Source organism: Frateuria soli (assembly GCF_021117385.1).
GTDB lineage: Bacteria > Pseudomonadota > Gammaproteobacteria > Xanthomonadales > Rhodanobacteraceae > Frateuria_A > Frateuria_A soli.
In genome coordinates, this window is record NZ_CP088252.1 from 1,536,676 (window position 1) to 1,562,993 (window position 26,318).

A 26,318-nucleotide genomic window follows, 5' to 3' on the forward strand; every position below is an offset into this window, starting at 1 on the left:
AAGCGGGGCGCTCCCGCGCGTGGCAGCGTGGCACCCGCTACGGAGGCTCCCACCATGGCCCGGACCACCGCTTCCCTGCCGGCCGCCCCGCCCGTGGCTGCCGCCAGCAACGCCGAAGTCGCGGCGGTCTTCGACGAGATCGCCGACTGGCTGGAACTGGATGGCGCCAACCCTTTCCGCGTGCGGGCCTACCGCAACGCCGCCCGCACCATCGGCGGCTGGCCGCAGCCGCTGGACACCTGGCGTGACCCCGAGCATCCGCTTGCCGACCTGCCGGGCATCGGCGACGACCTGGCCGGCAAGATCGAGCAGATCCTTCGCGGCGGCTCGTGCGACCTGTTGCGCCAGTTGCGACGTACCCATCCGCGTGGCCTCACCGCCCTGCTGCGGCTGCCGGGGCTGGGCCCCAAGAGGGCGCAGCGACTGCACGACGAACTGGGCGTCAGCTCGGTCGGCGGGCTGCTGCGCGCCGCGCGCGCCGGGCGCATCCGCACGCTCAGGGGTTTCGGCAAGGACACCGAACGGCACCTGCTGGAGGCGGCGACGCAATCCCTCGGCAACACGCCGCGCTGGAAGCTTGCCGCGGCATTGCAGCAGGCCGAGGCGCTGGTCGCCTACCTGAAGGCGGCCCCGGAGCCGGCCCAGGTGGTGCTGGCCGGCAGCCTCCGGCGCTGGCGCGAGACGATCGGCGACGTGGACGTGCTGGTGGCCACCGCGAGCGCCCGCGCGCTGGGCGCGCGCTTCCTCGCCTATCCGCTGGTGCAGCGCGTGCTGGCGCAGGGCAGCACCCGCTCGAGCGTGGTGTTGCGCAGCGGGCTGCAGGTGGACCTGCGCGTGGTCCGGCCCGCGAGCCTCGGCGCCGCGCTGGTCTATTTCACCGGTTCCAAGGCGCACAACCTCGCCCTGCGCGCGCTGGCGCGCAAGCGCGGACTGAAGATCAACGAGTACGGCGTCTACCACGGTAGCCGCCGCATCGCCGGGGACACCGAGGCTTCGGTCTATGCCAGCGTCGGCCTGCCGGCGATCCCGCCGGAGCTGCGCGAGAACGCCGGCGAGATCGAGGCGGCGGCGGCCGGGAGCCTGCCCTCGTTGATCGCGCTCGAGGATCTGCGCGGCGACCTGCACTGCCACACCAACGCCAGCGACGGCAGCGCCGACCTGGACGCCATGGCCCGTGCCGCCTCGGCCGCCGGCCTGGAATACCTGGCGATTACCGACCATTCGCGCGGCCTCGCCGTGACCGGTGGGCTGGACCGTCGCCGGCTGCTGGCCCAGATCGAGGCGATCGACCGTTTCAACGCCTCGCATGCGGCACCGCTCCTGCTCAAGGGCATCGAGGTGGACATCCTTGAGGATGGCCGGCTGGACCTTCCGGACGACCTGCTGGCCAGGCTGGACCTGGTCGTCGGCGCCGTGCACAGCCACTTCGACCTGTCGCGCGAGCGGCAGACCGCGCGCCTGCTGCGCGCCATGGACCATCCCTGCTTCAGCATCCTGGCGCATCCGACCGGGCGCCTGATCGAGCAGCGCGCCGCCTATGCGGTGGACATCGAACGCGTGGTGCGCCATGCGCGGGAACGCGGCTGCTTCCTGGAAGCGAACGCGCATCCGGACCGGCTGGACCTGGACGATGTGCACTGCCGCCTGGCCAAGGCCGCCGGCGTGCCCCTGGCCATCGGCAGCGACGCCCACGACATCGCCGGGTTCGCGGCACTGCGCTTCGGCATCGGCCAGGCGCGACGTGGCTGGATCGAAACGGGCGACGTCATCAACACGCTGCCGCTGGCTGCGCTGAAAGCGCGCCTGGCGGCGACCATGCGCGGATAGTCCGCGACTGCAGCCTTACGTACCCACCGGCACCTTGGGTTGCGTGCGCCCGGCAGCCTCGCTCCCGGCCACCGTTTCCCGCGCGATGTCGGCGGCCCGCCAGATCGCAAGCCGGCGCCCGAGCAAGGGTTGCCGGTACAGCGGCGGGGATGCGAAGTCGTAGTCCGAGCCGCTGGCGATCACCCATCCATCCGGGTGGGCCTGCACCCAGGCCGCCACGTAGCGTGGACCGGGTGCCGTCGGGATGGGGGCCGTGAGTCGGCCGGCGAAGGTGAACAGTCCGTTCTGCCGGTCGAGCATCAGCAGGGGCACGTCCGACCGCTGCGCGGCGGCGATCATGCGCGATGCCTCCGCTACCGAATAGTGCGCAGCGTATCCCGCGAGGAAGGCTCCCTTGACCAGCACGACGACACCGATCACCGCCAGCGCCGCGGTTGCCACGTCGAGCCCGCGCCTCCCACGCCACAGCAGCACCGCGCCAATCGCCGCTGCCGCCAGCAGCACCAGGCGGACGCCCGGCGCCACCTGCGGCGCCAGCCGTGCGAGCGCCAGCCACGCGCCGACCGGCATCGCGAGCAGCAACAGCCCGATCCGCCACCCGACCACCCGCCAGCGTCCGGAAGCCAGCCGCACGCCTGCCGCCGGAGCCAGTGCGGGCAACAGCGGAAGCAGGTAATGGGCCTGTTTGCCGCTGATCACGGACAGCGCAAGGAAGGCCGGCACGGTCGCGGCAAGCGCGAAGCGGTCAACCGCCGGCACGCCCTGTCCCCGCGCCGGCCCTGCCCGCCCCAGTCCGATGGACCAGGGAAACAGCAGCACGGGCACGAACGGCAGATACCACCAGGGACTGCGATCGTGGGCGAAGCTCGCCGCCATCCTGCCGGCCGTCTGCCCCAGGAATATGGCGTTGGCGTAATCCGGTCCGCCCCGCATCGCCGCCGGCACGGCCCAGGCGAGCGCCAGCACCGCGCCACCTGCCAGGCCCAGCAGGATCGCCAGGTAGCGCCTGCCGACCGGTCGCGACGGCACGCCGCGCCACAAGGGTCCCAGCACCACCGGCATGCCGGCGACCAGCAGGCTCACCGGGCCCTTGGCGAGCACGCCGAGCCCCAGACCCAGCGCGAGCATCGCGGCCCCTGCCCGCGGGCGTCCGCACCAGATCCACGCGCCGCCGAGCCAGGCGACCAGGACACACACGCACAGCAGCATGTCGAACATCACGGCGCCGCCGTAGCCGGCGAAGGCCAGGCTGCCGAGCCACAGCCACGCGGCCAGCGATGCCGCGGTCGCATCCGCGCCGAGCTCTCCGGCAAGGCGCCGGACCAGCGGAACCGTCAGCAGCGCGATGGCGACCTCCAGCACCCTGGCCGCCCACGCATGCACGCCGGTGATCCGCCACAGCGCGTCGATGAGCCAGAACAGCAGGGGCGGCTTGTCCGCATAGGGCATGCCGTCAAGCCAGGGAACCAGCCAGTCGCCGCGCCAGTGCATGTTCCACGCGACGGCCAGGTACCGGGTCTCGTCGATCGGCACCGGGGGCAGCCAGCACACGGCAAGCAGCAACAGTGCGGCCGCCAGCATCCGGTACAGCGCCAGGCTGTCGCTTTTCGTCTCCATGACGGCATGCGGCGGGACAGGATGGACGCAGAAGCTAGGAGAGGCCGCGTAAGCCGTGAATGATGGGCTCGTCGTGGCGCCGTCACCTGCGCTGTCGCCACGCAACCACGGTCGGCCACGACGGTTTCCCCCGGCAGCGGTCACTCCCGCGGGTTGATCAGGGTCAATTTGCGCGGGCAGCGGCCGGGCCACGCTCGGGGTCCACGGGAGGTGCCGGCCATGCAGGTCCGTGACATATGCACGCACGAGGCGGTTTCCATCAGCCCGGCCGCGTCCGTGGTGGAGGCAGCACGACTGATGCGCACGCGGCACGTGGGCGTGCTGGTGGTGGTCGAGCAGCCCAACGGTGAGCGCATCCCGGTCGGCGTGCTTACCGATCGCGACATCGTGCTGGAGGTGGTTGCGCCGGAAGCGCCCTGCGCGCGGTTGCGGGTCGGCGATGTCATGACCCGCGAGCCGGTCACCTGCGCCGAGGAGGAGCAGCTGCTCGACGCGGTGGCGCGCATGCGCATCTGCGGGGTACGCCGGCTTCCGGTGACCAACCCCAAAGGCGGGCTGTGCGGCCTGCTGAGCCTGGACGACATCTACGGCGCGCTGGCCGTCTACATGCAGGAGATGAGCCGCGCGCTGACCCGCGGCCAGTCCCGCGAAATGGAAGTGCGCACGTGATACCGGATGCGCCCGGCACCGCCGGGCCCGCGGCCGCGGCCGCCATCGGCCCGTACCTGTCGCGCACGCACATCGCCTACCTCTCCATGGAGATCGCGCTGGAGCCGCGGATGCACACCTACGCCGGCGGCCTGGGCGTGCTGGCGGGCGACACCGCACGCGCCAGCGCGGACCTGGAGCTGCCGATGGTGTTCGTGACGCTGATCTCGCGGCAGGGCTACCTGCGCCAGTCGTTCGACGCCGAAGGCAACCAGCTCGAAGCGGCCGACCCGTGGACCCCCGAGGCCTTCGTCCATCCCCTGCGCGCCAAGGTCGCGGTGCTGATCGACTGCCGCGAGGTGTGGGTGCGCCCGTGGCTCTACCGGCTGCGTGGACGCCTCGGGCACGAGCTGCCGGTGCTGCTGCTCGATACCGACCTGCCCGAGAACGATCCGGAAGACCGCGCGATCACCAGCCTGCTCTACGGCGGCGACGCCACCTATCGCCTCAAGCAGGAGATCGTGCTCGGCATCGCCGGCCTGCGCGTGCTGCATGCGCTCGGCTTCGAGATCGCTACCTATCACCTGAACGAGGGGCACGCCGCGCTGCTCGGTCTGGAGCTGCTGCGCCGCTATCCGCTGCCGCCGGACACGGTGGGCGCCGGCGAGCTCGGCTTCGACGCCGGCGCGGTGCGCCGGTCGTGCGTATTCACCACGCACACGCCGGTCGACGCGGGACACGACCTCTTCCCCTACGCACTGTACGGCCGCCTGCTGCCGGGCTACCTCGACAGCGACCAGGTCCGCCTGCTGGCCGGCGCTCCGGGCCTCAACATGACCCGGCTCGCGCTCAACCTGGCTGGATTCGTCAACGGCGTGGCGGTGCGCCATGCCGAGGTGACCACGCGCATGTTCCCCGGCTACGATGTGCACGCGGTGACCAACGGCGTCTATCTCCCGGACTGGGTGCACCCGGCTGTCGCCGCGCTCTATCACCGCTGTTCCGGCTGCTGGGTGCACGATCCGGAGACACTCGCACGGCTCGACCAGCTGCCCGACGCCGAGGTGTGGCAGGCCCACGAGCGGGCCCGCGCGGACCTGATCGGGTTCGTGGCCGGGCACACCGGCGTGGCACTGGATGCGCAATTGCCGATCCTCGGCTTCGCGCGCCGCATGACCGCCTACAAGCGGCCCACGCTGCTGTTCGCGGACCTCGCGCGGCTGCGCGCGATCCATGCGAAGTGGCCGTTCCAGGTCGTCGTGGCGGGCAAGGCGCACCCGCGCGACGAGCCGGGCAAGGCGCTGGTGCGCCAGTTGCATGGATTGGCACGGGAACTCGCACCGCAGATCCGGCTGGTGTTCCTGCCCGACTACGACCTCGCGGCGGCGCGTGTGCTGGTGGCCGGCTGCGATCTCTGGCTCAACACGCCGCTGCCGCCGCAGGAAGCCTCCGGCACCAGCGGCATGAAGGCGGCCGCCAACGGCGTGCTCAACCTGAGCGTACTGGACGGCTGGTGGGTCGAGGGCTGCATCGACGGCGTCACCGGATGGTCGCTCGGCGAGGAGCACGACGATACGGCCGCGAGCGGCCGGCTCTACGACTGCCTGGAGCAGGTCGTGCTGCCGATGTTCCACCGCAACCGCGCAGGCTGGACCGGCATGATGAAGCAGTCGGTGGCCAAGCTTGCCAGCTACTTCAATGCGCACCGGATGATGCGCCGCTACGCCGCCGAGGCGTATCTGCAGCGCCGCGGCTCGGCGACTCGCGGCGCGGGCCGCTCGGGATCGGGCACGACCGGGTGGGCGGGTTGACCTGCATCAACAGGCGAACCAGGCCACGCGGGCATAAGCGAAACATGGACAGCCGTCGCACCTCGTTCTGGTACTGGCTGGGGCCACTGATCGTCGTGGTCGGCCTGCAGTTCATGCTGTACACGCCGCAGGCGCCGTCCATTCCCTACAGCCAGTTCCGCTCGGACCTGGCGGCAGGCCGGATCCAGAGCGTGCAAGTGGACCAGGACCGCATCAGCGGCACCTTCAAGCCCACCCGGCCGGACGCGCCGGCAACCCGCTTCACCACCGTTCCGGTCGAGCCGGGGCTGGCCGACGCGCTGGCCGCGGCGCGGGTCGAGTTCAGTGGCGCGCCACGCTCCAGTCTGCTGGGGCCGGCACTGACCTGGATGATCACCGGGCTGCTCCTGTTCGGCCTGTGGCTGGGGCTGCTGTCGCGAGCCGGTCGCGGCGGTCCCGCGTCGGGCCTGATGGGCGTGGGCAAGAGCAAGGCGCGGGTCTACGTCGAACGCGGCGTGGGCGTCACCTTTGCCGACGTCGCCGGCGCGGACGAGGCCAAGGACGAGCTGAAGGAAGTGATCAGTTTCCTGCGCGATCCGAAGCAGTACGGCCGCCTGGGTGAACGCATGCCCAAGGGCATCCTGCTGGTGGGACCGCCGGGTACCGGCAAGACGCTGCTGGCCCGTGCAGTGGCCGGCGAGGCGGCCGTGCCGTTCTTCTCGATCAGCGGCTCGGAGTTCGTCGAGCTGTTCGTGGGCGTCGGCGCCGCGCGCGTGCGCGACCTGTTCGAACAGGCGCGGGCACAGGCACCTTGCATCATCTTCATCGACGAGCTGGACGCGGTCGGCCGCGCACGCGGCGCGTTCCTGCCGACCGGCGGCCACGACGAGAAGGAGCAGACGCTCAACCAGTTGCTGAAGGAAATGGACGGCTTCGACCCCAGCAGCGGCGTGGTGCTGCTGGCGGCGACCAACCGGCCGGAAATCCTCGACCCGGCCCTGCTCCGCGCCGGCCGCTTCGACCGCCAGATCCTGGTCGATCGGCCGGACAAGCAGGAGCGCGTGGCGATCCTGCGCGTGCACCTGGCCCGGCTGGTGCTGGCCGGGGACGTGGACATCGAACAGATCGCCGCCCTCACCACCGGCTTCAGCGGCGCGGACCTGGCCAACCTCGCCAACGAGGCGGCGCTGCTTGCCACGCGGCGTGACGCGACGGCGGTGGGCATGGACGACCTTACCCGTGCGCTGGAGCGCGTCGTCGCCGGGCTGGAGAAGCGCAGCCGCGTGCTGAGCCCGCGGGAGCGGCGCATCGTCGCCTTCCACGAGGCCGGCCATGCGCTGGTCGCGATCGAGCTGTCCGGCGGTACGCAGGTGCACAAGCTTTCGATCGTTCCGCGCGGCATCGGTGCGCTCGGCTACACGATCCAGCGGCCGACCGAGGACCGCTTCCTGATGCAGCGACAGGAGCTGACGCAACGGCTGGCGATGCTGCTGGGCGGGCGCGCGGCGGAGCTGATGGTGTTCGGCGAGGCCTCCACCGGCGCCGCCGACGACCTGGCCAAGGCCACCGACCTGGCGAGGGGCATGGTCACCCACCACGGCATGACCGCCGAACTGGGCACGGTGAGCTACGAGACCGACGCCACGCCGCTGCTCGGCACCACCGGCGACGCCTGGCAGCCGCGCCGCTACGCCGAGGTCACCGCCGCGGCCATCGACCGCGCCATCCGCCTGCTGCTGGACCAGGCCCTGCTGACCGCGACCGACGTACTGCGCCGCCATCGCGTCGGGCTGGAAACCGCCGCCTCGCAACTGCTCCTGCACGAAACGCTGAGTGGCGACGAACTGAAGGCGATCGTGGAACGGGCCGATCACACGCCCGAGGCCCGGGCGCAGGAGCCAACGGCGCCGCCGGTGCGTGCGGCGGGGCGAGGTTGACCGGCTGGCCTGTTGCAGGCCGGGGTGCGCGTCAGGCCGCACGCTGGCCCGACGGGCCGCCGACGCGGGCAGCTCACAAACCGTGAGCGATCGCTGCGCGCGAACCGCGCGACATCCATCGCGACGATGCGGTCACACGTGGTCCTTCGGGCGGGATCGGCGCCGCACGGAAAACGGGCGCCCTGTGCGGGCGCCCCGTCGTTGGCTCGGCCGAAGCCGGGCGCGCTCAGGCGACCTTGATCCGCTTCTGCTGGCCGTTGGGCTTCTTGGGCAGGTGCAGGCTCAGCACGCCGTTCTCGTAGCGGGCCTGCGCCTTGGCATCGTCGACGTCGGTCGGCAGGCTGAAGGAGCGGAACACCTGGCCGTAGTAGCGCTCGGTGCACACCTCGCGGCTGCCGTCCTTCCGTTCCGATTCGCGCTTGGTTTCGGCGGTGATCGATACCTGGTTGCCGTCGATCGTGATGTCGATGTCTTCCTTGCGCACGCCCGGGACATCCGCCTGGATGTCGTAGGCCTCGTCGTTCTCGCTGACGTCGACGCGGATTTCGGGCGCCACTTCCAGGTCCCTGAACATCGTGCGCAATCCGAAGTTGCGGAACAGCTCGTCGAAGTCGTTCGGCTCGGACCGCGACAGCGGCTTCAACGGATTCCAGCGTGTAAGCATGGTCATGATGGCAAGTCTCCGATCGATGCGGGGAAACCCGCGGGCGCCATGCCCGCGGGGCCAGCGTCGACGCTACGCCGCGCCGCCGGAGCGGATTTGATCGACGTCAAACCGCCATGGGGCGCGCCCGGCACGCCTGGTCGCACTCACGCGCATGGCGCCGTTGACGTGCATCAAAACCCGCCTGCACCGGCGACCTATCCTGCCGGTCAACGGTTCGGCGCGCCCGGGAAGGCCCCGCATCCGTCGCGGAGCATGCCGAATGCCAGACGACGCCCCCCTTGCCAGACCGGCAGCATCCAGCCGCGTAGCGACCCCGCGTCCGGCGCGTCGCCGCCACGCGCTCGCGTGGCTCGCCGGCAGCGTGCTGGTGCCCGGGCTGATCGCGCTGGCAGCCTGGTGGATGCTGCCGCCGCGGGTGTCGGTGGTGCACGCCCACCGCGGCACCGCCATCGAGGCGGTCTACGCCACCGGCACGGTGGAGCCGACCGTCATGCTGCCGATCGCCGCGCGCATCACCGCGCGCCTGGTCGAACTTGACGTGGACGAAGGCGACCGCGTGCGTGCCGGCCAGCAACTGGCCCGGCTGGAGGACACCGACCTGGCCAGCAACCTGGCGCAACTGCGCTCGCAGGAGGCCTTCGCGCAGTCCGAGTACCGCCGCTATGCCGCCCTGCTCCCGCGCGGCGTGATCGCGCGCACGCAATACGACAAGGCCCGCGCGGACTGGCTGGCGGCGCGCTCGGCCGCCGAGCGCGCCGCCGCCGAGCTGCGCTACGCGCGGCTGCTGGCGCCCACCGGCGGCACGGTGATCCGCCGCGATGGCGAGATCGGCCAGCTGATGACGCCCGGAGCGGCGCTGTTCTGGCTCGCGGTCGACTCGCCGCCGCGGGTCACCACCGACGTCGACGAGGAGGACATCGCGCGGGTGGTGCCCGGGCAAGCGGTACTGATCCGCGCCGACGCCTTTCCCGGCCGGGTGTTCCAGGGCCGTGTCCGCAGCATCACGCCCAAGGGCGACCCGACCGGCCGCAGCTACCGCGTGCGCATCGCGATCGACGGCGACACGCCGCTGCGGGTCGGCATGACCGCCGAGGTCAACATCATCGTGCGCCGCCACGACCACGCCCTGCTGCTGCCCGACAGCGCACTGGCCGCCGACCGCGTATGGGTCGCCAGCGGCGGCCGGCTGCAGTCGCGGCGCGTCGACGTGGGCATCCGCGGCGAGCGCCAGGTCGAGATCGCCGCGGGCGTATCCGAGGGCGACGCGGTGGTGGCCATGCCGGCGGCAGGCCTGCGCGAGGGCGCCAGGGTGCGGGTGGCCGATGGCGGAGCGCGGCCATGATCCGCCTGCTGGTGGACATCGCCGCGCGGCACCTGCTGGCGCGCCGGCGCCAGAGCATCGTCTCGCTGCTGGGCGTGGTGCTGGGCGTGTCCTTCTTCCTGGCGATCTCGGCGATGATGCGCGGCTCCGAGCAGGACATCATGCACCGGCTGGTGGACAACGCGCCGCACATCACGATCGAGGACGAATACCGCGACCCGACGGTACAACCGGTGAGCGAGCTCTTCCCGGACGCCGCGGTGCAACTGGATCATCTGGTGCCGCAGACCGAGACGCGCGGCATCCGCGGCTACGCGCAGATCCTCGACTACCTGCGGCGCACGCCGGGACTGCGCGCGTCGGCGGTGCTGAGTGGCCAGGCGCTGGCGAGTTTTGCCGGCAAGGACCGCGCGATCGGGCTCTACGGCATCGTCGCCAGCGAGTACGCGCAGGTCTCGACGATCCGCCGCTACATGGTGCGCGGCTCGCTCGACGAGCTGGAGGCCAACCCCAACGGCATCGTCGTCGGCGACGAGCTGGCGCGCCGGATGAGCCTGTCGATGGGGAGCAACCTGCGCGTGGCCAGTACCACCGGCCAGGTGCGCACGTTCAAGATCATCGGCCTGTTTCACACCGGGCGCGCGGACTTCGATGCCGGCCAGGCGTTCGTCGCGCTCAAGCGCGTGCAGTCCATGCTCGACCGGCCCAATCGCATCAATACCATCGTGATCAGGCTGGCCGACCCCCAGGCCGCGCGGCTGGAAGCGGCCCGCATCGAACAGCGCGTGCGCTACAAGACCGTGTCCTGGCAGGAGCGGTCCGAGGACCTGATGAGTGCGCTGGCGATCCGCAGCGTGATCATGTACGCGGTGGTCGGCGCGGTGCTGGTGGTCGCCGCGTTCGGCATCTACAACGTGATCTCGACCGTGGTGCTGGAGAAGCAGCGGGACATCGCGATCCTGCGCGCGATGGGTTTCGAGGCGCGCGACGTCGAAGGCATGTTCCTGGCGCAGGGCGCGCTGATCGGCGCGGTCGGAAACGTGTTCGGGATCGGGCTGGGCTGCGGGCTGATGGCCGGATTGATGCGCATCCATTTCCGCGTGCCCGGAAGTACCGACGTCAACTACCTGGTGATCGACTGGAGCCTGTTCCAGTTCGTGCTGGCCGGCGGGGTGGCGATGCTCGCGGCGATGATCGCCGCCTATCTGCCGGCGCGTCGCGCGGCCAAGGTCGAGCCGGTCGACGTGCTGCGCGGGGGCACCTGATGGCCGAGGCGATCCGGCTGGAGCACGTGACGCGCCGGCTCGAAGGCGAGGTGCCGGTGACCCTGGTGGACGACGCCAGCCTGCGCATCGACGGCGGCGAATGCGTGGCGATCACCGGCCCGTCGGGCTCGGGCAAGTCGTCCCTGCTCTACCTGATGGGGCTGCTCGACCTGCCCAGCGCGGGGCGCGTCTGGCTGGACGGCACCGATACCGCCGACTACGGCGAAGCGGAACGTTCGCGGGCGCGGCTGCGGTCGATCGGCTTCGTGTTCCAGTCGCACTTCCTGCTGCCGGAGTTCAGCGCCTGCGAGAACGTGATGCTGCCGATGCGCCGGCTGGGTGCGTATGACGAGGCGACGATCCGCGAACGCGCATGCGCCCTGCTGGCCGGGCTGGACCTGGCATCGCAGTTCGACAAGTCGCCGCGGCAGTTGTCCGGTGGCCAGAGTCAGCGCGTGGCGATCGCCCGCGCGCTGGCCAACGATCCGATGCTGGTGCTCGCCGACGAGCCGACCGGCAACCTGGACAGTGTCGCCAGCCGCAACGTGCAGCGCACCGTGCTGGCGCTGGCGCACGAACAGGGACGCGCCGTCGCGGTGGTGACGCACGATCCGGATTTCGCCGCGCAGGCCGACCGGCGCATCCGCATCGTCGACGGACGCATCCAGCCATGAACGGCGCCCGCCTAGCCGGCAAGCCGGCCCGCATCGGGGCCGTTGGACGGCTTGCGGCGCGGTGCGTGGATGCGCGTGCCCAGCCAGCGCGCGAACCAGTCGCGGGCGAGCCTGGAGGCAGTCTCGAGGGTGCCCGGCTCGGGGAACAGGTGCGTCGCCCCGGGCACCACCGCCAGTTCGTTCTTGGCGGGAATGCGGCGCTGTGCGGCGCGGTTGAGCGAGAGCACCTGCCGGTCCAGCCCGGCCACGATCAGTAGCGTGGGCGCGGTCACCCGGGCCAGCGTGGCCGCGCCGGCGAGATCGGGTCGTCCGCTGCGCGACACCACCGCGGCCACGTCGCGCGGCCGCTGCGCGGCCACCGCCAGCACCGCGCCGGCGCCGGTGCCGGCACCGAACAGGCCCAGCGGAAGCTGGCCCAGCGCCGGGTCGCGCCGTACCGCCGCGACCACCGCGGCGAGCCGGTCGGCGAGCGCGGCGATGTCGAATACCGCGGCGGGCGAAATGACCTCTTCCGGCGTCAGCATGTCGAACAGCAACGTGCCCATGCCCGAGCGCTGCAGGAGATGGGCCAGGCAGCGGTCACGAGGGCTGTCGCGATCGGCGCCGCTGCCGTGGGCGAAGATCACCAGCCCGCGTGCATCCGGCGGCATCGCCAGGTCGCCCGGCAGGCACGCATCCGGCAGATCGAAGGTGACCGCCTGCGGGACCGGCAGGCCGGCGTCTGCCCTGGGCGGGGCCGACAGCAGGTGCAGCACGTCGGTGTCGTCCACCGGCTCGAACTCGCCGTAGAAAGCGCCGACGGCGCGGAAGTGCGCGGGCGCGAGCAGGCACACGACACGGTCGGCGAGATCCTCCAGCTCGGCCAGGCTCTCCGGCGCCGCCACCGGCACCGCCGCCACCAGCAACGCCGGATGTTGCCGGCGCACGGCGGCCAGCGCGGCGCGCATGGTCGCGCCGGTGGCCAGGCCATCGTCGACCACGATCACCACGCGGCCGGTGGGATCGGCGGGATGACGGCCGGGACTGTAGGCGGCACGGCGCTTGCGGATCGTCGCCAGTTGACGGGCGGCTTCTGCGCGCACGTAGCTCATGCCCGCACCGGCCACGCCGGCGCTGGCGGTCAGCTGGACACGCCCCTGCTCGTCGACCGCGCCGATGGCCACCTCGCAGTTGATCGGCGAGCCGAGCTTGCGCACCAGCACCACGTCCAGGTCGCCGTCCAGCGCGTCGGCGACGATGCGCCCGACCGGGACTCCGCCGCGCGGGATGGCGAGCACGAGCGGGCGCTGGCCACGGAAGTCTGCCAACGCTTCGGCCAGTTGCCGGCCGGCGTCGTCACGGTCGGCGTAGCGCCGGCTGGTGGAAGACGGGAAACGCTTCATCATCCTCACTCCGGCCGCAACCTGCGCGTGCGGCCACTTGCGATTGGCGCCGTTCAGCCGATCACGAAGCTGACCCGCATGCACACGCGCCACGCCTGGATCTTGCCGTCCGGCCCGGTGACGACCTTGGTCTCGCTGATCCATGCGCCCTTGATCCCGTCCAGCGTCCGGGCCGCGCGCTCCAGGCCCTGCTGTACGGCGTCTTCGACGCTGTCGGGAGATTCGGAAATGATTTCGATGACCTTGGCGACGCTCATGACGCATCCTCCGGCGGTTGGCAGATCCGGCGCAGTGCACGCCGGTCACGCCCCACCCTAGGCCGCCGGACGCGGACCGGCTTGATCGTGATCAACTTGGCCGGCCGGAAGCCCTCAGCGATCGGCGCGCAGGGGCAAGGCCACGCCCGCCGGATCGAGCACGCGCACGTCGACCTCGACGCCCTGGCGCACGCTGCCGGTAACCACGCAGAAGTCCTCGAACTGCGCCAGCACGCGGTCGAGGTGGTCGAGCGAGTCGGCAGCATCGGCGAGCTGCAGGTCGACCTCGATGCGCGGCACGCGCCAGCGCCCGCCCGCGTTGCGGGCGATGGTCGCGCGCGCCTTCGCGGTCAACGGCGCCGGCGTGTTGCCGAACTTGCGCAGCGCGAACAGCAGGCTGGCCGCCAGGCAGTTGGCGACCGCCGTGGCCAGCAGGCGCGACGGGTTGGGGCCGTGGCCCTGTCCCAGCGGCGGCGGCTCGTCGGTCGCCAGCTCGCCTATCGCGGTGCCGTCGAAGCGCACGTTGAACTCGTAATCGCCTACCTGGGTCAGGCTGATCTCGACCGTCTGTGCCTCGCTCACGTCACCTCTCCTTCGATCTGCGGCGCCCGGTGCGCCAGCCATGCGTAGTAAAGCAGCGGGATCACCAGCAGGGTGAGCACCGTGGACACCAGGATGCCGAAGATCAGTGACACCGCCAGGCCCTGGAAGATCGGGTCGTCGATGATGAAGAAACCGCCGACCATCGCGGCCACGCCGGTCAGCACGATCGGCTTGGCACGCACCGCCGCCGCTTCGACCACCGCCTCGCCCAGCGGCCGGCCGGCGGCCAGCGCGTGGTTGATGAAGTCGATCAGCAGGATCGAGTTGCGCACGATGATGCCGGCCAGCGCGATCATGCCGATCATCGAGGTGGCGGTGTACTGCGCGCCGACCAGCGCATGGCCGGGCATCACGCCGATCACGGTCAGCGGGATCGGCGCCATGATGATCAGCGGCACCAGGTAGCTCCTGAACTGGCCGACCACCAGCAGGTAGATCAGCAGCAGGCCGACCGAGTAGGCCAGGCCCATGTCGCGGAAGGTCTCGTAGGTGATCTGCCATTCGCCGTCCCACTTCACCGAGGGCGCGCTGGTGTCCGGTGGCTGCGCGATGAAGTGCTGGCCCAGCCGCGCACCGGCGACGTCGTGCTCGCGCAGGGTGCCGACCAGGCTGAACATGCCGTACAGCGGGCTGTCGGTGGCGCCGGCATCGTCGCCGGTAACGTAGGCGTAGGGCAGCAGGTCCTTGTGGTAGATCGCCTGCTCCCAGCTGGCCGGGCGCACGCTCACCACTTCGGACAGCGGCACCAGCGCGCCGTTGCGGGCACGCACTTCCAGTGCCAGCAACTGCGCCAGCGAGGCCTGGTCGCCGGCCGGCAGGCGCAGGCGCACCGGCACGGCGTAACGCGCGTTGCCGTCCATCAGGTAGGTGGCGTCCTCGCCGGAAAGCGCGGTGCGCAAGGCCTGCGCGATGCCGGCCTGGTCCAGGCCCAGCCGTGCGGCACGCTCGCGGTCGACCACCATCACTTCGCGCGGCGCGGCGTCCTCGACGCTGGAATCGACATCGACCACGTCCGGGTTGGCCTTGAAGCGACGCTCCAGTGCCAGCGCGGTGCGCCGCACCGTGTCGTAGTCCGGTCCGTAGACCTCGGCCACGATGGGTGCGAGCACGGGCGGGCCGGGTGGCACTTCGACGATCTTCACCGAGGCACCGTGGCGCGCGCCGATCTTCGCCAGCTCGGGCCGGATCGCCAGCGCGATGGCATGGCTCTGGCGGTCGCGCAGCGCCTTGTCCACCAGGTTCACCTGCAGGTCGCCGACGTTGGCGCCGCCGCGCAGGTAGTACTGGCGCACTAGCCCGTTGAAGGTGATCGGGGCTGCGGTGCCGGCGTAGCCCTGCCAGTTGGCCACTTCCGGCAGCGTGGCCACGGCCTGGGCCAGCTCGCCGAGCACGCGGTTGGTGCGCTCCAGCGTGCTGCCCTCGGGCATGTCCACGACCACCTGGAATTCGGACTTGTTGTCGAACGGCAGCATCTTGAGGACTACCGCCTTGACCACCACCAGCCCGACCGCCGCCAGCACCAGCACGCCCATCGCGGCGAACAGCAATCGCCGGCGACGGCGTGCCTTCTCGCCGGCGATGAACGGCGTCATCACCCGCCCGAACAGGCGGTGCAGGCGACTGTCGGCCGGCGCGTGGGCGCTTTCGCCGCCGTGCCCGTGGTGCCCCAGCAGCTTGAGCGCCAGCCACGGCGTGACGATCAGCGCCACCGCCAGCGACAGCAGCATGCCGGCCGAGGCGTTGATCGGGATCGGCCGCATGTACGGCCCCATCAGCCCCGACACGAACGCCATCGGCAGCAGCGCGGCGATCACCGTGAAGGTGGCCAGGATGGTCGGTCCGCCGACCTCGCTCACCGCCTCGGGGATCGCCTCGCGCAGGGTGCGTCCGCCCAGCGCCATGTGCCGGTGGATGTTCTCCACCACCACGATCGCATCGTCGACCAGGATGCCGATGGAGAAGATCAGCGCGAACAGCGACACGCGGTTGAGGGTGAAGCCCATCGCCCACGACGCGAACAGGGTAAGCATCAGCGTGATGATGACCGCAGTGCCGACCACGATCGCCTCGCGCCAGCCCAGCGCGAACAGCACCAGCAGCACCACCGAACCGGTGGCGAAGATGAGCTTGTGGATCAGCTTGTTCGCCTTGTCGGTGGCGGTCTGGCCGTAGTCGCGGGTCACCGTCACGTGCACGCCGGCGGGGATGGTCACGTTGCGCAGCGCGCCCAGCCGCGCGGTGATGGCGCTGGTGATGTCGGCGGCATTGGCGCCGGGTTTCTTGGCCACCGCCAGGGTGACCGCCGGGGCATTGCCGGCCGGGCCGCCCTTGCTTGCCGGCGCGCCGAACCAGACGTAGCGGCTGGGCAGGTCGGCGCCGGCATGGATGCGCGCCACGTCGGACAGGAATACCGGCTGGCCGTGCTTGAGGCCGATCACCAGGTTGGCCACGTCGCCGGCATTGGCCAGGAAGCTTCCCGCGGTCACCGGGATGGCGCGGTCGCCGGTCACCCGCTCGCCGGCCTGGGTGACCACGTTCGCCGCCTTGAGCGCCCCGGCGAGGTCGCCGACCGCCATGCCGTAGGCGGCCAGCCGCGCGGCGTCCAGCTCCACCACCACCGCGCGCGTCGGTGCGCCCAGCGTGTAGACATCGCGGGTGCCGGGCACGCGCTTCAGATCGGTCTCCAGCGTGTGCGCCACCTCGGCCAGGCGGGTGGGGTTCTGCGCCGGCGCGTCGCTCCACAAGGTCAGCGCCATCACCGGCACGTCGTCGATGCCCATCGGCCGGATCAACGGCGGCCCGACGCCCAGCCCGGGCGGCACGAAGTCCTGGTTCTGGAAGACCTGGTTGTACAGCCGCACGATCGCGGCCTGGCGGGGCACGCCGACTTCGAACTCGACCGTCAGCACCGCCATCCCCGGCTGGCTCACCGAATAGACGTGCTTGACGCCCTCGATCTCGGAGAGCTTCTGCTCCAGCGGGAAGGCCACCAGGTTTTCCACGTCGCGCACGCCGGCGCCGGGGAACGGCACCATCACGTTGGCCATGGTCACGTCGATCTGCGGCTCCTCCTCGCGCGGCGTGATCGCCGCCGCGGCCAGCCCGAGCAGCAGCGCGGCCAGCGCCAGGATCGGGGTGAGCGGGGAGGCCTGGAAGGCGCGCGCGATGCGGCCGGAGAAACCGAGCTTCGGCTCGCTCACGGCGCCGCCTCGTTGCGGTGCGCGCCGATCCAGCGCGCCGCCGCGGCCGGATCGAGCGCGATGCGCTCGCCATCGTCCAGACCGGCCAACACCTCGACCGCGTCGCCGTAGCGCGCACCGGTGCGCACCTGGCGCAACTGCGGCGCGCCCTGCCCCAGCACGTAGACACCCTGCAGCTCGCCCCGCTGCACCAGCGCCGAGGCCGGCACCAGCAGGCGACGCTCGCGCCCGACCGCGAAGGCGACCTTGACGGTCATGCCCGGGTACAGGCCGGTGTCGTCGCCGGGCAGCTCCAGCCGCACGCTGAAGGTGTGCGTATCCGGATCGGCATACGGGAAGACCGTCAGCCTCGTCGCGGGCACGCGGCGCGCGCCATCGTCCAGCAGCACTTCGGCCTGATTGAGCCGGCGGATCGCATCGACCGCGCTTTGCGGCACCTGCACGGTGACGCGCAGGTCCTTCAGCGAGACGCCTGCCATCAAAGGCTGGCCCGGCTGCACCGACTCGCCGACCTGCACGAAGCGACGCGTGACGATGCCCGCGTACGGCGCGCGCACCACGGTGTAGTCCAGCTGCTGGCCGACCTCGCGCATCTGCGCCTGCGCGGCCTGCAGCGCGGCGCGGGCCGCGTCGCGTCGGGCGCGCTCCTGGTCCAGCTGCTGGCGCGCGACCAGGCCGCGCTCGGCGATCGCCGCAACGCGCTTGTACGACGCTTCCGCCTCGTCATAGGCCGCCTGCGCCGCCGCGATCTGTGCCTGCGCGCGGTTGCGTGCGGACTTCTGTTCGACGTCGGTGAAGCGCACGATCACCGCGCCCTCGGGCACGGTGTCGTTGACGTCGTACGGCAGCTCGACTACGCGCCCGGCGGTCTGCGCCGACACGGTGGCCTGGTTGATCGCCTCGACCACGCCGTCCCAGGCCTGTTCGCGCGGGGCCTCCTGCAGGTGCACGACGCGGCTGGCCAGGTCGGCCTGCACGGATGGCGCGCGCGGCGCCGGCGGCTCACCGCCGCGGCAGCCGGCCAGCAGCAGGAACGCCAGACCCAGCACCGGCCATGGTCGGTGCTTGCGCATCAGCGGGCCTCGTCGATCATCCGGCGCATCTGCGCCTGGACCTCGCTGGCCACCGGCTGCAGCGCGGGATCGTCCGACAGCATGCCCAGCAGATGGTCCGGCTCGATCATGCCGATGCGGGTCTGCCCGTCTTCGGTATAGACCGAGATACGGCAGGGCAGCGCCATGTTCAGGCGCATGTCCGTTGCCATCACCGTCGCCGCCTGCCGCGGGTTGCAGACTTCGAACACCTTGCACTCGCGCTCGAACGGCACGCCCTTGCCGCGCAGCGTGGCGCCGATGTCATGCACGTGCAGCACGCCGAAGCCGTGGCGGCGCACGGCGGCATCCAGGTCCTCGGCGGCCCGGGCGAAGGACTTTGCGGTTTCGGTGATGTAGTACACGGCGGTTGCCTCGATGGTCGGCAAGGGTGGCGGGGTCAACGGGGGAAGGCGCAGCCGGGCTTGAACCCGAGCCCCTTGAGGATCATCGCCAGCGGGCAGAAGCCGGTGAACGAGGACTGCAGCAGGTTGGCGCCGACGAACACGGCCAGCCACAACCAGGCGGGCGACACCCACCAGCCCAGCCCGACGGACAGCAGCACCATGCTTCCGGCAAAGCCGAGTACGACGCGATCGATGTTCATGGAAGGTCTCCCTGGGATGGTTTGACGGGCGGCTTGAGCCGTTCGATGCCGAGCAGCTTGAGCACGTATTTCTCGTAGACCGGCTCGGTGTTGCCGGTGCGGATCTTGTGCAGGTAGTACTTCTCGAAGGCGAGCTTGGCCAGGTGTACCCACTTGCCCTCCCTCGCCCAGGTGACGTTGCGCGGCGGGATCTGCGGCAGCGCCACGAAGGCCGCGCCGGTATCGCCCATGTCGGCCAGGCACACCGCGTTCCAGGTCGCGCGCGCGTCGGCCTGGCGGCCGGCGATCTCGTCGCGCAGGTTGTGCGCGATGGCGGTCACCATCGACTCGATCATGAAGCCGGTCTTGGGTGCGCCGGTGGGCACGGGGGTGGCCTCCACCGGCGGAATTGCCACGCACACGCCGGCCGCGAAGATGTTGCGGAAGCGCGGGTTGCGCTGGTGCTCGTCGATCAGGATGAAGCCGCGCGGGTTGGTCAGCCCCTCGATGCCGCGCACCGCGTCCACGCCGGTGAAGGCCGGCAGCAGCATCGCGTAGGCGAACGGCAATTCGCTCTCGCCCGCTGGCGCGCCCCTGGCGTCGACCTCCTGCAACCGCAGCTTGCCGGCCTCGGCGCCGAGTACCTTGGCACTGGTGATCCACTTGATCTCGCGCTGGCGAAGCTCCCGCTCCAGCAGGCCCTTCGAATCGCCGACGCCGCCCAGGCCCATGTGGCCGATGTACGGCTCGGGCGTGACATAGGTGATCGGCACCCGATCGCGCAGCTTGCGCTTGCGCAGGTCGGAGTCCAGCAACAGCGCGAACTCGTAGGCCGGTCCGAAGCAGCTGGCGCCCGCCGCCGCGCCGACCACCACCGGACCCGGCGCGGCCAGGAACGCCTGGTAGGCCTCCCAGGCGCGCTGCGCGTGTTCCGCGGTGCAGATCGACTGCGTGTGCCCATCCGGGCCCAGCCCGGGTACCTCGTCGAACGCCAGCCGAGGACCGGTGGCGATCACCAGGTAGTCGTAGTCGAGCATCCGGCCGTCGCGCAGTTGCACCCGGCTCTCGGCCGCCAGCACGTTCCCGGCCGGCACCTCGACGAAGCGGATGTCGTGGTTCGCCATCGGCTCGGCGATGGCGAACCCGATGTCCTCGCGCTTGCGCGAGCCCAGCGCCAGCCAGGGGTTGGAAGGGGTGAAGTTGAAGCGCGGCCCGTCGCCGACCAGCGTGACGGTGTGCTCCTTGCCGAGCGCGGCGCGGATCTCGTAGGCCGCCGCGGTGCCGCCCAGCCCGGCGCCCAGAACGATGATGTTGGCCATGGTGATCGCTCCCGGTGGATACGTCGGCAGGGTCGCCGTCGCCGGGACGGCGGCGTTTGACCGGCATCAAACGCGGATAATATTAGCTTCATCTAATGTAAGCACAAGCTAATATACAGACCTGCTAAAGTCAACCGCCATGCCGACCACCCCGTCCATCGACCTTTCCGCCATGCACGCCCGCGCCGACGAGGCCGCGCGCCTGCTCAAGGCATTGGGGAATCCACAGCGCCTGCGGGTGCTGTGCCTGCTGGTGGGCGGCGAGTTGACGGTGGGACAGATCCACAAGGCGCTGCCGGACCTCAGCCAGTCCGCGCTTTCGCAGCACCTGGCGCGGCTGCGCGAGGAAGGCCTGGTGGGCACGCGGCGCGAGGCGCAATCGATCCATTACGCGCTCGAGCCGGGCCCCGCGCAGGCGGTGATCGAAACGCTGCACGGCGCCTATTGTTCGCCCCCGACCGCTCGCCGTGGCCGTCGAAGCAGGCCGCCGCGGCAGGATCGCGACGGCGGCGATTGATCCCGGTCAAACGCGCGCGGCGCGGCGCGCGCATGCTTGGTGCAACCGCCCCGCGGGAAGCGTGCCATGACCGAACTGATCGTTACCGTCGCCGAACCCGAACGCGAGGCGCCCTTGCTGGACTATGCGTTTTCGCTGGCCCGCCAGTGGCACGCCTGGGTCACCGGGCTGTGCGTGATCCCCATCGATGCGGTGGTGATGGCGCTGCCCGATGGCGCCGGCATCCTGGCGGCGGAACAGCGCGATGCGCTGGCCGACGAGGCGTGGTGGCAGCAGCGCTGCAAGGCGGCCGCCGTCGGTGGGAGCTGGGAGGTGGTCTGCGGCGTGTACCGCAAGGTGGTGGCCGAGCGCGCCAGCCTGGCTGACCTGGTCATCGGGCGGCTGCCCGGCTGGCCGGTCAGCCTGCAGGACGCCTCGCGCCGGCTGGCCGAATCGCTGGTGCACGGTGGCTGTCCGATCATCCTGGTACCGGACGACTGGGTCGCGCGGCCGGCGATCGGCCACGTGCTGCTTGCCTGGAACGGCAGCGCGCCGGCGGCCCGTGCCGCGCGCGCCGCACTGCCGCTGTTGCGCATGGCCGACCGGGTGACCGTCCTCGACGGCACGCACCGCCCCGGGGCCAGGATCGCCGCTCCGCTGCGCGAGTGGCTGGCCCGGCAGGGCGTGCCATGCGAGTGGCGGCCGTTCGAGGCCCGCGGCGACGTGGGCGAAGCCATTCATCACGAAGCCGCCGGCCTCGGCGTCGACCTGCTGGTGCAAGGCGCCTGGGGCCGCCGTCGCGCCAGCGAGCGACTGCTCGGCGGCGCCACCCGTCATTCATTGCGGCACAGCCGCCTGCCGCTGCTGCTCGCGCCCTGAGGTCGCCGCGCTCCGCCGGGCGACGCCGGGCGGTCAGCCGGCCTTCGCGCTGGTCGCCACCATGGCCTGGGCGACGCGGGCGCTGACGTCGATCGCCGCCAGCTCACCCGGCACGGTGTTGCTTGCGACCAGCCGGGCGATGCCGGCGCCGTGCAGTCCTTCCAGCGAGCGGCGGCCGAGCAGGCCGTGCACCACGACGGCCACCGGCGCCGGCTGCGGCAGTTGTTCGCGCAGGCCCCGGGCGGTATCGATCAGCGTGTGCCCGGAGGCGGCGATGTCGTCCAGCAGCACCGGCGTGTGCCCGCGCCACCGCGCCAGCGACGGCAGCCGCACGCTGACGTCACGGTCGCCGCGCCGCTGCTTGTGCGCTACCACGCACGGCGCACCCAGCGCATCGGCGACCGCCTGCACCCACTGTGCGCTCTCTCCGTCCGGACCGACCAGCAGCGGCGCGCGCACGTTCGCGCGGATCCATGCCGCCAGCTCCGGCGCGGCGTGGACGACCGTGGTGCGGCAGGCGAATACCTCGGCCAGGTCGTGGATGCGGTGCAGGTGCGGGTCGACCGTCACCACCCAGTCGAACGCGTTGCCGAGCAAGCCGCCGATGACCCGCGCGGAGACCGCCTCGCCCGGATGGAAGCGCACGTCCTGGCGCATGTAGGCCAGGTACGGCGCGACCAGCCCCACCTGCGTCGCGCCCAGTTCGCGCGCGGTGGCCGCGGCGGCCAGCAGCGGGAACAGCTTGGCGTCGGGGCGCGGCAGCGAACACACCAGCGCGACGGCGCCACGCGGCGGCGTGGCCAGTCGCAGCAGCGCTTCGCCGTCGGGGAAGCGGTGCAATTCCAGCTGGCCGCGCTGCCAGCCGGCGTGCCGGCACAGCGCGCGGGCGAAGGCGGCGTTGCCCGGCAACGCGTACAGAAGGCTCATGGGCCGGTTCCGAGGCGGACGATGTCCGGATGGCGAGAGACGTATTCCATGGCGTAACCAAGTTCGCCCGGGCTCTGCGCATGCAGGGTGAAGAGCGGCTGGCCGGCGACCACCGGATCGCCCACGCGCACGTCGACCATCAGCCCCGCCAGCGGTGAGAGAGGCGCGCCCGCGAGCTTGGCCGCCTGCGCCAGCCGGCGGTTGTCGATCGACTCGACCCGGCCAGCGCCGGCCGCCTTCACCGGATGGCGATGGGGCGCGACGCCAGGCGTGCGAAGGCCGCCCTGTGCCTCGCAGATAGCCTGGAACTGGCGCCACGCGCGGCCGGAATCCAGGCATTCGCGCGCCGCCGCGCGCGCGTCCGTGCCCGCGCCCTGCCCGCCTGCCTCGATCACCGCCGCGGCGAGCGCGAGGGCGCGCTCGCGCAGGTCCTGCGGTTGCGTCGGCCGGTTCTCGAGCACCGCCAGCACGTCGTGTGCCTCCAGCGCGGGCCCGACGCCGCGGCCGACCGGTTGCAGCCCGTCGGTACGCAGCACCGTCAGCCCGAGGCCGAAACGCCCGGCCACCGAGCGCAGCATCCGTTCCAGCGTCCGCGCGCGGCGCGCATCGCGTACCTTGGCGGTCGGGCCGACCGGCATGTCGATCACCACGTGGCTCGAGCCGGCGGCGATCTTCTTGGACAGGATCGAGGCGACCAGTTGTCCGTGGCTGTCGACGTCCAGCGCGCGCTCGATGCGGATCAGCGTGTCGTCCACCGGCGCCAGGTTGATCGCCCCGCCCCACACGATGCAGCCGCCGGTGCGTTCGACGGTGCGGCGCATGCGCGCAAGATCCAGGTCCACCGGCGCGAGCATCGCCATGGTGTCGGCGGTGCCCGCCGGCGAGGTGATCGCGCGCGAGGACGTCTTGGGCATGGTCAGCCCCAGCGCGGTGCAGATGGCCACCACGATCGGCGTGGTGCGGTTACCCGGCAGCCCGCCGACGCAGTGCTTGTCCACGATGACCGCCCCCGGCCAGTGCAGCCGGGCGCCGCTGTCGACCATCGCGCCGGTCAGCGCGACCACTTCCTCCAGCGACAGGTGATCGTTGCTGCAGGCGGCGATGAAGGCGGCCATCTCCACGTTCGAGTAACGCTGCGCGGCGATGTCCGCGACGACCGCGCGCAGCTCGGTCTCGGTCAGGGTGCGCCCGTACAGCTTGGCGCGCATGCTGGAAAGCGACTCCACGCTCGGCGGGTGGGCCAGGGTGGCGAACTCGCCCGCCGCCGGCTGCAGCCGCAGCCAGGCCGATTCGGACAGGCCCACCTCGTCCGGTGCCAGCACGTCGCCATGCACGATCGCCAGCGTCGCCATCAACTGGCGGCTGCCGATGCTCACCTGCAGGCGCGAGTGGGGCCCGAAGCCTTCGCCATGGCAGGCGGGCGACCCCAGCGGAAGGTAGACCACGTGCTCGCCCCCGGTATCGATGCCGATGCGGCGCGGGCGCAGCCGTTCGCCCGGGAACGGCAGCTCGGGCAGGAAGGCGACGGGCACGTGTGGCTCCTAGCTGTAGGCGCGATCGAGCATCGGCTGGACGTTGAGTGTCTGGTTGACCCGGTCGGCCAGCTCGGTCAGCGCCACCAGTACGTCGTCGGTGCTGACGATGCCCACCAGCGTGCCGGTCGCATCGATCAATGGAAGACGGCGCACGCCGCGCTGATGCATGGTGTCGACGACCTCGTCGATCGCCGCTTCCGGCCGGCAGCTCAGCAGCGGCGCGGACATCACGCATTCGAGCGTCGTCGTGGCCGGGTCGAAATGCGCGGCGACGCAGCGGATGACCAGGTCGCGATCGGTCACGATGCCGACCGGCTCCGGATGGTCGTCCTGCTCGCGGATCACCACCAGGCAGCCCGCCTGGTGCCTGCGCATGATGCCAGCGGCCTCGATCACCGTCACCGAGGCGCCTGCCTGGATGACCCGGCGGGTACCGATGTCGATGGCGCGCATGGCATCTCCTTGGTCGGGCCGCTGCGGATGGCGCAGCATGAGGTTTCGTACACGCGGCCGATTGATCAGGATCAACTGCGCCGCCGCGGGCTTGTTGACCGGCATCAACTGGCCGTCGCGGCGTGCCGCTAGGCTCGAGCGTGCATGCCCACCGCTCTGCCGGAGAGAGCCATGAACAAGACCTGGGTGCTGGTGGCCGACAGCGAGAAGGCGCGCCTGTTCGAGTTCGAACGCCTTCACGACCCGTGGGACGAGACGGCCTGTTTCGTCAACGCCGACGCCCCGCAGGGGCCAGCCTCCGAACGGCCGCCGCGGGTGCAGGAAAGCGTCGGCGGCGCGCGACATGCGATCGAGGCGCGTACCGATCCGAAGGACAAGGCCGCCGCGCGTTTCGCCGCCGCGCTGGCCACCGCCCTGCGCACCGCGCACGACCAGCAGCGTTTCCAGTCCCTGGTCGTTGCCGCGGCGCCGCGCTTTCTGGGCGCCCTGCACCGCGAGATGGACAAGTCGCTGCAGCAGTGCGTGAGCCGCGAGATCCGCCGCAACCTGACCACCCTGGACAGCGCCGGCGTGCGCGACTACCTGCTCGACTGAGCCGCCCTCTTTCCTTCGCGCAAGGGCGCAGGTGAGAGAACACGGAGCCGGCGTCGACACGGTGCACCCTTTGCACGGCCGGGAAGATGGCGGTCGCGCACAGGTGCGCTCCTGCGCGGGCCGGTCTCGCGCCCCCGGGTGGTATGGAGCCGTGACGTGTGCAGGAGCGCACCTGTGCGCGACCGGGATGCATGGGCGTCGCGCACAGGCCTGCCTGGCCGGCCGAAGCCTGGGCCTTGCCCGCGCGTGACCCGGCCCGGTTCAGTGCGCCAGCAGGATCGGCCGGTCGATGTGGCTGAGCAGCGTCTGCGTCATCTGGCTGCGACCGAAGGCGCGGGTCCAGTGATGGCCGTAAGCGCCCATCACCAGCAGGTCCGCGCCCATCCGGTTGGCGACGTCGGCGATGGATACCTCCGGCTGCCGGATCGGGTCGTACGGCTCCCATTGCGCCTTGATGCCGTGGCGGCTCATCCACGCGCGCAACGGCAACGGCGAAGGGGTGATGCCCGGCAGGCTGGCCTGCTCGCCGTCGAGCACGCAGATAGTCGAGGCCTTGGCCAGCCACGGCAGTGCCGCGCGGGCGGCGGTCGCCGCTTCGGCCGATCCGTTCCACGCCACCAGCACGCGCGCGCCCGCGACGCCCCGCCAGGTTGACGGCACCAGCAGCAGCGGGCCGGCGGCCTGCACCAGCATCCGGTCCGGCTCGGCCGACACCGCGTCACGGGCGCCGCCGGCGACGGAGACCTCCAGGCAGACCAGGTCGGCCAGCCGCGAGCGCTTGGCGATCGCCGCGGGCACGTCGCCGCGCAGCACTTCCCATTCGCCCTCCACGCCGCCGTGCGCGCACTGCCCCAGCCACCACTCGCGGCGGGCGCGTGCGCTCTGTTCCTCCGCCTCCAGCAGCGTCGTCTCGAAGGACATCGCCACCGGCGGCTGCAGCGGCAACACCTGGAAGCCGCAGGCGAAGGCGTCCACGCGGCTGGCCAGCGCCAGCGCGGTTTCAAGGAAGGCCGCCCCTGCTTGGGGTCCGGCGTCGACGAGCATTTCCAGCATGGCGATGACCTCGGCAGGGGCCTCCAGCCTGGCCTCGCACCGGCACGGGCCAGTTGACGAGGATCAACTCCCCGGGGCCGGGCTTTTTGACGCACCCTTAACCGCCTTCGCGCAGTTCTTGGACCATATTTGGTATATGGATGGCTGTTCCGCATGGACGGGGGGCGACCTCGCCCGGCCCTGGCGGATTCCACCAC

24 protein-coding genes are annotated in these 26,318 nt (G+C 71.4%); 10 read left to right on the top strand and 14 right to left on the bottom strand.

Annotated elements, in window-relative coordinates; translation table 11 throughout:
- Positions 1-54 precede the first annotated feature (54 nt).
- The gene (gene polX / locus LQ771_RS07070; RefSeq protein ID WP_231351640.1) at positions 55-1,827 is read left to right on the top strand and encodes a DNA polymerase/3'-5' exonuclease PolX; all 1,773 of its coding nucleotides are present in this window, start codon (positions 55-57) and stop codon (positions 1,825-1,827) included.
- A 15-nt stretch (positions 1,828-1,842) separates the two neighbouring features.
- Here the strand turns inward: polX and LQ771_RS07075 are convergent, their stop codons facing one another.
- Positions 1,843-3,444 carry a glycosyltransferase family 39 protein gene (locus LQ771_RS07075; RefSeq protein WP_231351641.1) on the bottom strand — a complete coding sequence of 534 codons (1,602 nt, stop codon included), beginning with the start codon at positions 3,442-3,444 and terminating at the stop codon, positions 1,843-1,845.
- 219 nt (positions 3,445-3,663) lie between these two features.
- Here LQ771_RS07075 and LQ771_RS07080 point away from each other — a divergent pair, with 219 nt between their 5' ends.
- From LQ771_RS07080 to ftsH, 3 genes are read left to right on the top strand one after another with little or no spacing between them, the layout of a single operon-like run.
- Positions 3,664-4,113 (top strand): CBS domain-containing protein, encoded by a 450-nt coding sequence (locus LQ771_RS07080; RefSeq protein WP_231351642.1) that lies wholly within the window; start codon positions 3,664-3,666, stop codon positions 4,111-4,113.
- Positions 4,110-5,903 carry an alpha-glucan family phosphorylase gene (gene glgP / locus LQ771_RS07085; RefSeq protein WP_231351643.1) on the top strand — a complete coding sequence of 598 codons (1,794 nt, stop codon included), beginning with the start codon at positions 4,110-4,112 and terminating at the stop codon, positions 5,901-5,903. The genes LQ771_RS07080 and glgP overlap by 4 nt, the downstream gene beginning before the upstream one ends.
- Positions 5,904-5,947: 44 nt before the next feature.
- Positions 5,948-7,819: an ATP-dependent zinc metalloprotease FtsH gene (ftsH, locus tag LQ771_RS07090; protein ID WP_231351644.1), complete on the top strand. Its 1,872-nt coding sequence runs from the start codon at positions 5,948-5,950 to the stop codon at positions 7,817-7,819.
- Between the two features lie 226 nt (positions 7,820-8,045).
- Here ftsH and LQ771_RS07095 read toward each other — a convergent pair whose 3' ends face one another.
- Entirely contained in the window at positions 8,046-8,489 is a 444-nt protein-coding gene (locus LQ771_RS07095; RefSeq protein WP_231351645.1) for an Hsp20/alpha crystallin family protein, read from the bottom strand.
- 256 nt (positions 8,490-8,745) lie between these two features.
- Between LQ771_RS07095 and LQ771_RS07100 the strand changes: the two genes are divergently transcribed.
- Genes LQ771_RS07100 through LQ771_RS07110 form a run of 3 tightly spaced genes read left to right on the top strand, consistent with a single transcriptional unit; the run spans position 8,746 to position 11,746 of the window.
- The gene (locus LQ771_RS07100) at positions 8,746-9,828 is read left to right on the top strand and encodes an efflux RND transporter periplasmic adaptor subunit (RefSeq protein WP_231351646.1); all 1,083 of its coding nucleotides are present in this window, start codon (positions 8,746-8,748) and stop codon (positions 9,826-9,828) included.
- On the top strand, positions 9,825-11,072 hold the full coding sequence (locus tag LQ771_RS07105) for an ABC transporter permease (protein WP_231351647.1): 1,248 nt from the start codon (positions 9,825-9,827) through the stop codon (positions 11,070-11,072). Before LQ771_RS07100 ends, LQ771_RS07105 begins: the two co-directional genes overlap by 4 nt.
- A complete protein-coding gene (locus LQ771_RS07110; RefSeq protein ID WP_231351648.1) occupies positions 11,072-11,746 on the top strand; it encodes an ABC transporter ATP-binding protein in 675 nt (224 codons plus the stop codon). Before LQ771_RS07105 ends, LQ771_RS07110 begins: the two co-directional genes overlap by 1 nt.
- An 11-nt stretch (positions 11,747-11,757) precedes the next feature.
- Here LQ771_RS07110 and LQ771_RS07115 read toward each other — a convergent pair whose 3' ends face one another.
- From LQ771_RS07115 to LQ771_RS07150, 8 genes are all read right to left on the bottom strand, one after another.
- Positions 11,758-13,131: a phosphoribosyltransferase family protein gene (locus LQ771_RS07115; protein ID WP_231351649.1), complete on the bottom strand. Its 1,374-nt coding sequence runs from the start codon at positions 13,129-13,131 to the stop codon at positions 11,758-11,760.
- 50 nt (positions 13,132-13,181) lie between these two features.
- On the bottom strand, positions 13,182-13,385 hold the full coding sequence (locus LQ771_RS07120; protein WP_231351650.1) for a dodecin family protein: 204 nt from the start codon (positions 13,383-13,385) through the stop codon (positions 13,182-13,184).
- Positions 13,386-13,499: 114 nt separating this feature from the next.
- Positions 13,500-13,967 (bottom strand): OsmC family protein, encoded by a 468-nt coding sequence (locus tag LQ771_RS07125; RefSeq protein ID WP_231351651.1) that lies wholly within the window; start codon positions 13,965-13,967, stop codon positions 13,500-13,502.
- Positions 13,964-17,188, bottom strand: coding sequence for an efflux RND transporter permease subunit (locus tag LQ771_RS07130; RefSeq protein ID WP_231351652.1), 3,225 nt, complete (start codon positions 17,186-17,188; stop codon positions 13,964-13,966). The genes LQ771_RS07125 and LQ771_RS07130 overlap by 4 nt, the downstream gene beginning before the upstream one ends.
- Positions 17,185-18,261 (bottom strand): efflux RND transporter periplasmic adaptor subunit, encoded by a 1,077-nt coding sequence (locus tag LQ771_RS07135; RefSeq protein WP_231351653.1) that lies wholly within the window; start codon positions 18,259-18,261, stop codon positions 17,185-17,187. The genes LQ771_RS07130 and LQ771_RS07135 overlap by 4 nt, the downstream gene beginning before the upstream one ends.
- Complete coding sequence (locus LQ771_RS07140) at positions 18,261-18,683, bottom strand: DUF302 domain-containing protein (protein ID WP_231351654.1); 423 nt, start codon at positions 18,681-18,683, stop codon at positions 18,261-18,263. The genes LQ771_RS07135 and LQ771_RS07140 overlap by 1 nt, the downstream gene beginning before the upstream one ends.
- Entirely contained in the window at positions 18,680-18,886 is a 207-nt protein-coding gene (locus tag LQ771_RS07145) for a YgaP family membrane protein (protein ID WP_231351655.1), read from the bottom strand. Before LQ771_RS07145 ends, LQ771_RS07140 begins: the two co-directional genes overlap by 4 nt.
- The gene (locus tag LQ771_RS07150; RefSeq protein ID WP_231351656.1) at positions 18,883-20,184 is read right to left on the bottom strand and encodes an NAD(P)/FAD-dependent oxidoreductase; all 1,302 of its coding nucleotides are present in this window, start codon (positions 20,182-20,184) and stop codon (positions 18,883-18,885) included. Before LQ771_RS07150 ends, LQ771_RS07145 begins: the two co-directional genes overlap by 4 nt.
- 139 nt (positions 20,185-20,323) lie before the next feature.
- Between LQ771_RS07150 and LQ771_RS07155 the strand changes: the two genes are divergently transcribed.
- On the top strand, positions 20,324-20,701 hold the full coding sequence (locus LQ771_RS07155) for an ArsR/SmtB family transcription factor (protein ID WP_231351657.1): 378 nt from the start codon (positions 20,324-20,326) through the stop codon (positions 20,699-20,701).
- A gap of 66 nt (positions 20,702-20,767) precedes the next feature.
- Positions 20,768-21,559 (top strand): universal stress protein, encoded by a 792-nt coding sequence (locus LQ771_RS07160; RefSeq protein WP_231351658.1) that lies wholly within the window; start codon positions 20,768-20,770, stop codon positions 21,557-21,559.
- A gap of 33 nt (positions 21,560-21,592) precedes the next feature.
- Here the strand turns inward: LQ771_RS07160 and LQ771_RS07165 are convergent, their stop codons facing one another.
- From LQ771_RS07165 to LQ771_RS07175, 3 genes are read right to left on the bottom strand one after another with little or no spacing between them, the layout of a single operon-like run.
- Positions 21,593-22,486, bottom strand: coding sequence for a ribose-phosphate diphosphokinase (locus tag LQ771_RS07165; protein WP_231351659.1), 894 nt, complete (start codon positions 22,484-22,486; stop codon positions 21,593-21,595).
- Complete coding sequence (locus tag LQ771_RS07170) at positions 22,483-24,018, bottom strand: thymidine phosphorylase family protein (protein ID WP_231351660.1); 1,536 nt, start codon at positions 24,016-24,018, stop codon at positions 22,483-22,485. The genes LQ771_RS07165 and LQ771_RS07170 overlap by 4 nt, the downstream gene beginning before the upstream one ends.
- A 9-nt stretch (positions 24,019-24,027) precedes the next feature.
- The gene (locus tag LQ771_RS07175) at positions 24,028-24,474 is read right to left on the bottom strand and encodes a CBS domain-containing protein (RefSeq protein WP_231351661.1); all 447 of its coding nucleotides are present in this window, start codon (positions 24,472-24,474) and stop codon (positions 24,028-24,030) included.
- Positions 24,475-24,645: 171 nt separating this feature from the next.
- Here LQ771_RS07175 and LQ771_RS07180 point away from each other — a divergent pair, with 171 nt between their 5' ends.
- Complete coding sequence (locus LQ771_RS07180) at positions 24,646-25,068, top strand: host attachment protein (RefSeq protein ID WP_231351662.1); 423 nt, start codon at positions 24,646-24,648, stop codon at positions 25,066-25,068.
- A 261-nt stretch (positions 25,069-25,329) separates the two neighbouring features.
- On the opposite strand, the gene LQ771_RS07185 is transcribed toward LQ771_RS07180, so the two are convergent.
- The gene (locus tag LQ771_RS07185) at positions 25,330-26,121 is read right to left on the bottom strand and encodes a universal stress protein (protein ID WP_231351663.1); all 792 of its coding nucleotides are present in this window, start codon (positions 26,119-26,121) and stop codon (positions 25,330-25,332) included.
- Positions 26,122-26,318 lie beyond the last annotated feature (197 nt).

Bases quoted from the DNA above. Each gene is read 5' to 3' on its own strand.
- polX (WP_231351640.1), top strand. From the start codon at position 55: ATGGCCCGGACCACCGCTTCCCTGCCGGCCGCCCCGCCCGTGGCTGCC.
- LQ771_RS07075 (WP_231351641.1), bottom strand. From the start codon at position 3,444: ATGGAGACGAAAAGCGACAGCCTGGCGCTGTACCGGATGCTGGCGGCC.
- LQ771_RS07080 (WP_231351642.1), top strand. From the start codon at position 3,664: ATGCAGGTCCGTGACATATGCACGCACGAGGCGGTTTCCATCAGCCCG.
- ftsH (WP_231351644.1), top strand. From the start codon at position 5,948: ATGGACAGCCGTCGCACCTCGTTCTGGTACTGGCTGGGGCCACTGATC.
- LQ771_RS07095 (WP_231351645.1), bottom strand. From the start codon at position 8,489: ATGACCATGCTTACACGCTGGAATCCGTTGAAGCCGCTGTCGCGGTCC.
- LQ771_RS07100 (WP_231351646.1), top strand. From the start codon at position 8,746: ATGCCAGACGACGCCCCCCTTGCCAGACCGGCAGCATCCAGCCGCGTA.
- LQ771_RS07105 (WP_231351647.1), top strand. From the start codon at position 9,825: ATGATCCGCCTGCTGGTGGACATCGCCGCGCGGCACCTGCTGGCGCGC.
- LQ771_RS07110 (WP_231351648.1), top strand. From the start codon at position 11,072: ATGGCCGAGGCGATCCGGCTGGAGCACGTGACGCGCCGGCTCGAAGGC.
- LQ771_RS07115 (WP_231351649.1), bottom strand. From the start codon at position 13,131: ATGATGAAGCGTTTCCCGTCTTCCACCAGCCGGCGCTACGCCGACCGT.
- LQ771_RS07120 (WP_231351650.1), bottom strand. From the start codon at position 13,385: ATGAGCGTCGCCAAGGTCATCGAAATCATTTCCGAATCTCCCGACAGC.
- LQ771_RS07135 (WP_231351653.1), bottom strand. From the start codon at position 18,261: ATGCGCAAGCACCGACCATGGCCGGTGCTGGGTCTGGCGTTCCTGCTG.
- LQ771_RS07145 (WP_231351655.1), bottom strand. From the start codon at position 18,886: ATGAACATCGATCGCGTCGTACTCGGCTTTGCCGGAAGCATGGTGCTG.
- LQ771_RS07150 (WP_231351656.1), bottom strand. From the start codon at position 20,184: ATGGCCAACATCATCGTTCTGGGCGCCGGGCTGGGCGGCACCGCGGCG.
- LQ771_RS07155 (WP_231351657.1), top strand. From the start codon at position 20,324: ATGCCGACCACCCCGTCCATCGACCTTTCCGCCATGCACGCCCGCGCC.
- LQ771_RS07160 (WP_231351658.1), top strand. From the start codon at position 20,768: ATGACCGAACTGATCGTTACCGTCGCCGAACCCGAACGCGAGGCGCCC.
- LQ771_RS07165 (WP_231351659.1), bottom strand. From the start codon at position 22,486: ATGAGCCTTCTGTACGCGTTGCCGGGCAACGCCGCCTTCGCCCGCGCG.
- LQ771_RS07175 (WP_231351661.1), bottom strand. From the start codon at position 24,474: ATGCGCGCCATCGACATCGGTACCCGCCGGGTCATCCAGGCAGGCGCC.
- LQ771_RS07180 (WP_231351662.1), top strand. From the start codon at position 24,646: ATGAACAAGACCTGGGTGCTGGTGGCCGACAGCGAGAAGGCGCGCCTG.
- LQ771_RS07185 (WP_231351663.1), bottom strand. From the start codon at position 26,121: ATGCTGGAAATGCTCGTCGACGCCGGACCCCAAGCAGGGGCGGCCTTC.